This window comes from Aeromonas sp. QDB14 (assembly GCF_027707845.1).
Taxonomy (GTDB): domain Bacteria; phylum Pseudomonadota; class Gammaproteobacteria; order Enterobacterales; family Aeromonadaceae; genus Aeromonas; species Aeromonas caviae.
This window is the reverse complement of sequence record NZ_JAPCJD010000141.1, coordinates 1-4,307: the sequence shown is the minus strand read 5'-3', so window position 1 is coordinate 4,307 and position 4,307 is coordinate 1. Positions and strand designations below refer to the sequence as shown.

Sequence of the window (4,307 nt, the reverse complement as noted above, 5' to 3'; positions counted from 1 at the left end):
AATGAGCGTTCACATTGGTCCGGAAATGGTGTTCACGTTGAACCGGAATCGGTGTTCATGATCGGCCGGAATATGCACTAAGCGGGAAAAACGTCTGAATCTATTCGGTCAAATCCAAAGGTTATTTACATATCTCACACCACCAGCCATTCGGGCCGTTGCCTCTATCTCCCCCGCAGTGAGGGCAGGAACCCGGTTTGATAGAGGAATACCACTGGCGTTGCGTGTCGCTCACGGGTTGCGGACTGGCAACGGGGTTGGTCTGTTTCTGGGGAGTACGGTTTACATTTGCGCCACCTCGCATGCTGGCGTAGGAATACCGTGTAGACGCTTCTGTCTTTTCTGCTCTTGCTATTCGTTTCGCACGAGATCTGATGCAAATTTCGCGATAGCAGTAGCCGTCAGCATCAAGACGTTGGTGCTGTAGTTGGCAATTACGACACGCGGTCGGCGTAGATCGTGGATACTGCCCCCCATTGCTGGTCTTGTCGCTGTCTTGCGCAGCCCGTGCGGCATAGTCCCGTGCTCTCTGGGCGGCGCGCTCCTGTTCAGCCAATCTCATCTGAGCCGTAATCGCCGCTTGGTGCTCGCGTTGCATCCTTTGCTTTGCCTCATACTGACGCCGCGCTTCCTCCAGTTGCTCTTGTTTTAGTTGCTGCTGTCTGGCTTTCTCCTCTGCTTCTTGCCGTCGCTGTTCGGCAAGCTGCTCCAGATCGAGCAGGGCCGTCTCCTCGCGTGGGTGATAGAGCCAATGTAGACAGTTGGGATTTTCGCTGAGAATCGTCAGCATCAAAGTCGTCGTGTCCATCCCTGCCGGGCGAGACTTATCGAACATCCGGTCGCCAAATTGGTTATAACGAACAGCCAAAACGCCTGTTTTAGGGTGTTTGGCAATGAATCGCCCCAGCCACAGCGGGTACAATCCTACAGGCTCGTGCGCGGCAGGAAAGTGTAAGGCAAGGTGGAAGTCTGGTCGGGACATCAACTGAAATAGCCCTGCCGGAACACCATGGGTCTCTGCTTGCGGAACAAATTGAACGCCAATGTCAGCATGGGCCTTAGCAACCAGTTCCTTGACCCCATCAAACGAGGTGTAATGGGCAGGGGTATTGAGCTTCACTACACTTTCCAGCTTAGAGAGCAGCATCAACCGAACACTGGTTTCAAAGGCGTAGAAGCATTTTTCCTTGCTGTCACGGTAATGCGCGAAGCAGTGGCGGTTTTGCTCACCTTTTCTGGCAACGAGCAATCCTTTACAACTGGGACAATGGCAACCGGCTGCAAGTCCTCTTTCAACATCATCGACCGAGACAATTGCACCGGTCTCGGTCTTAATTGCGAAGGGTATTTTATTCTGAAAGTCCATCAATCGGTCACCTGAATAAGCTCAACCTTCATTTCTGGTAAGCCGCAGAATAGAGTGGCAACGTCCTCTGCCTTATCCCTTTACCTGCCCCCTTTGAATCTCCACCACGTTCATCTGCTTGGTACCCTTGCACTAAATAAATACACCTAATCGTACTACACCATCCCGAAAGCCTTGAGGTATAGGGCCTGGCGGCAAAGCCTGGCATGACCTTGTGATTGTGAGAGCAACCGAAGTTGAGCTGCACTTCGGCAATATGCTGGTAGAACGTGGTACAGACAGCACAATCTTTTTCATCACACTGTGATTAACTCAGTATATGTCGCCTGTATACTCATGCCGATACTGGTTACATACACATGTCGCATTTTGGAGCACATATGACCCCCAGAGATCTCACTTGGGATCAGACCCTGCGCTTTCGCCTCCTAGAGATCGTGTTGCAATGGGAAGGACGGCTGACCACCAATCACCTGACAACCGCCTTCAATATCGGCCGCCAGCAAGCATCCCGGGATATCAATCACTACCTGACCCACTACTCACCAGAAGGGTTGATCTATGACCGAAGCCTGAAGGGATACAAACCGACCGAGCAGTTTATGCCGCGCTTTAGTGAAGGAAAAGTAGATGAGTACCTGATGCTGTTACATCGTGAAAAACAGCACCAACGCCAACATGAAGCGGGGCTGTTGACCCTGCCGCTGATGGATTTGCGCTACGGCCATATCGAGATCTTGGATGTACCCAACCGCCATATCGACCCCAAGATTGTGCGGGGTCTGGTGCAAGCGGCTCGCGGTCAGTTGCGGGTCGATGTCGATTACGTATCCCTCAGCTCAGAGGAGCAAAGCGGCCGCAATATCGTGCCCCATACCCTGGTCTATGACGGGATCCGCTGGCACGTGCGCGCTTACTGCGAGAAGAAAGGGGTATATCTGGATTTTGTGATGAGCCGGTTTCGTGGGGAACCTGAGCTACTTGATACCTCTCCTCACGGCCGAGATCAGGATCTTGAGTGGAACACTCAAGTCACTGCGGTAGTCATACCCAATCCAACCCTCAGCGCAGGACAACAGGCCATCATTGCCAGTGACTATGCCATGCCAGATGGCAAGCTGCTGCTCAACCAGCGCATCCCTTTGATGCATTACGCGCTGGAGCGCATGCAAGTGAGCTATAACGGCGATCATGAACAGCATCCGCTGCTCTACCCGCTGGTGCTGGCAAACCGGGACGAGTTGGTAGCCAAGGGCTGCATCTTCAAGCTCCGAAGCCCGGATTTGCGCGAGAGTTAAGGGCTTTATGATGTCCCACATAAGAACGTGAATAAAGGAGAGAGCCATAGCTCTCTCCTGCGACAAGGACCTAAAAATTACCCGCCTCCTGCTTTTTGATGTGACGACCGCAGAAATACTCCGCCTGTGCAGCGTTATCACCGTATAGCCGGTGGCCACACATTAGCCATTCAAATACGGTTAAGGCAGTGTCCTCTTGGTCTATACAGTGGTACGCCACACGCCCCAAACCAGGCTCCATAGGAAGCCGCTCCACTTCTTTGCAGAAACGAAAGCGCCGCAAGATGCACTCACGCCAGTATTCTGCCACTCGATAGGCAAACCACTCAGGCCTTGTCGCTTGTTTACAGTCACTGAATAAGAAGACCATCCGCACCAAAGTCATGTCGTGAGAGCGACTCACACGGCAGACAGCACACTCTAAGTCTTTAAATAAACCGCGAGTGTCAGCATCGCACACCAGCCAAGTGGACATCCATTCTGTCGCAGTGCATACATCATTAAAATGCCGAGCACCGAAATAGATTTCCAAGCTAAACGCATAACGCGTCGATACTGGGTCAGTTGCTTCCCACCACAATAGCCGCAGAATATCCTTCGTCAGGACAGGCTTTAGATCATAATGCGCTAAACCGCCGCATACAGTAGGCATATGCATATACTGCTCAAACTCTGGTTGAGCCTTTTCGCCTACTACTTCACTCTTATTCATTTCCGTCATCTTACTCTCCTGACTTTCCAAAAAGTTGACTACTACCAAAATTACGCTGACCGGCAACCTTTGTTCTGGTCTTCGCTAAATACGCGGCTCGCAATAAAAACTCGCGAAACACAGGGGAATGTACCGTCGCAGCACGGCGGTCAAATACGTACGCAGGGTTCTTCGGAAAATGCACTAAAGACGCATAGTCCGGGTAGGTAAGCCCAAGGGCACTACACCAAGCACGCTGTATTCTAATAGCCATATTGTCGCTCTCAGCATTATGGTAATCTCCCAAGAACGCATAAATTTCTTTATTAAAAAGCAGCACCACGTGGTAATGCTGACTCGCACTCGAGTCCTGCTCACGCACCCAGATATATGCAGGAAAGGCTGACTGTCCTCGCCTGTCTTTACGGTAGTGGTCCGCTACCAATTGGCTTTTAAGTGCACCAAAGAAACGTGTAATTACCGCTGAGTCCTGCCGAGGGAAGCACAGTGGGATATCAGGTTCCCCCGGCCAATTAGTTTGTGGCAAACGTAAATCAACACGTACGGCAAACACACGTGGATATATATCCAAGCAGCCGGTAATGACCTGTGACAACTTGGTTAAGTAATAAGGTGAAACACTCCCATAACGCTGCTCAGCTGCTGCGAGCAGGTTATTAAGCTCCTCAGGGCTAAGCTGGTAGCCCAATGATGAATTCATCTCGCCTCCTTTCGGCACGCATGGTTAGTCCCATGCCGATTTAATGCATGTAGATTTTGTGGATGGGTCAAGAGTGGCCGTACAAGTCCACTCATCCATTAAGTGGATGATGTAATTTATTACAGTAGGACGTCAGTGCAGAGGGTATGTAGCCCTCATGTACAGAACCTTAAGCGGCAAGCGAATTAATAATACCGTCTAACGTGTTGTTTTGCTTGGATTTTCTCTGCC

The 4,307-nt window shown here is 51.1% G+C and carries 4 protein-coding genes; 1 reads left to right on the top strand and 3 read right to left on the bottom strand.

What is annotated here, in order from left to right:
- Positions 1-121: 121 nt before the first annotated feature.
- Entirely contained in the window at positions 122-1,366 is a 1,245-nt protein-coding gene (locus tag PG887_RS21865) for a hypothetical protein (RefSeq protein WP_182954695.1), read from the bottom strand.
- A 380-nt stretch (positions 1,367-1,746) separates the two neighbouring features.
- Between PG887_RS21865 and PG887_RS21860 the strand changes: the two genes are divergently transcribed.
- Positions 1,747-2,664, top strand: coding sequence for a WYL domain-containing protein (locus PG887_RS21860; protein WP_182954698.1), 918 nt, complete (start codon positions 1,747-1,749; stop codon positions 2,662-2,664).
- Between the two features lie 70 nt (positions 2,665-2,734).
- Here PG887_RS21860 and PG887_RS21855 read toward each other — a convergent pair whose 3' ends face one another.
- Both PG887_RS21855 and PG887_RS21850 read right to left on the bottom strand, forming a co-directional pair.
- Positions 2,735-3,385, bottom strand: a complete 651-nt coding sequence (locus PG887_RS21855) for a hypothetical protein (protein WP_182954701.1) — start codon at positions 3,383-3,385, stop codon at positions 2,735-2,737.
- Between the two features lies 1 nt (position 3,386).
- Complete coding sequence (locus PG887_RS21850) at positions 3,387-4,076, bottom strand: inovirus Gp2 family protein (RefSeq protein ID WP_102948455.1); 690 nt, start codon at positions 4,074-4,076, stop codon at positions 3,387-3,389.
- Positions 4,077-4,307 lie beyond the last annotated feature (231 nt).